Raw genomic sequence first — 358 nt, forward strand, 5'->3', positions numbered from 1 at the left:
AGCCCTATCGAGGGTTCGAATCCCTCCTTGCCCGCCATTGATTAAAGCACCCCAAAAGGGTGCTTTTTTCGTTTCGAGCCCGCGCATTTGGGCCGTGGCCGACGCGATTGTTCACGGCGAGGCCAGATCGGTTCCCAAATCACGTTGGCTCATCGCAAGATATCAAAAATTACAACTGTTTAGTACATAGTGCCACCGGCGCAGCCAGCTTGATTTCGTCTGTTTCCTATGATCTATCTGACAAGCTTCAAGCCGAAGGTGGAACAGAAAAAAGGCTTGAGCGTTCTGGTGTGCAGCAAAACAAGAAAACAGACGGGGCCGGAATGACGAGCCAGTTAAGCTATCTGAGCATTGATCG

1 tRNA gene (running past one end of the window) is annotated in these 358 nt (G+C 50.8%); it reads left to right on the forward strand.

The features are described 5' to 3' along the window. Nucleotides 1–37: transfer RNA gene (locus B3Z49_RS21180), tRNA-Ser, on the forward strand; it begins 103 nt to the left of the window's first position. The last annotated feature ends 321 nt before the right edge of the window (nucleotides 38–358 follow it).

Origin of the sequence: Thalassospira sp. UBA1131, from assembly GCF_002311515.1 — a bacterium.
In the GTDB taxonomy this organism is placed as follows: domain Bacteria; phylum Pseudomonadota; class Alphaproteobacteria; order Rhodospirillales; family Thalassospiraceae; genus Thalassospira.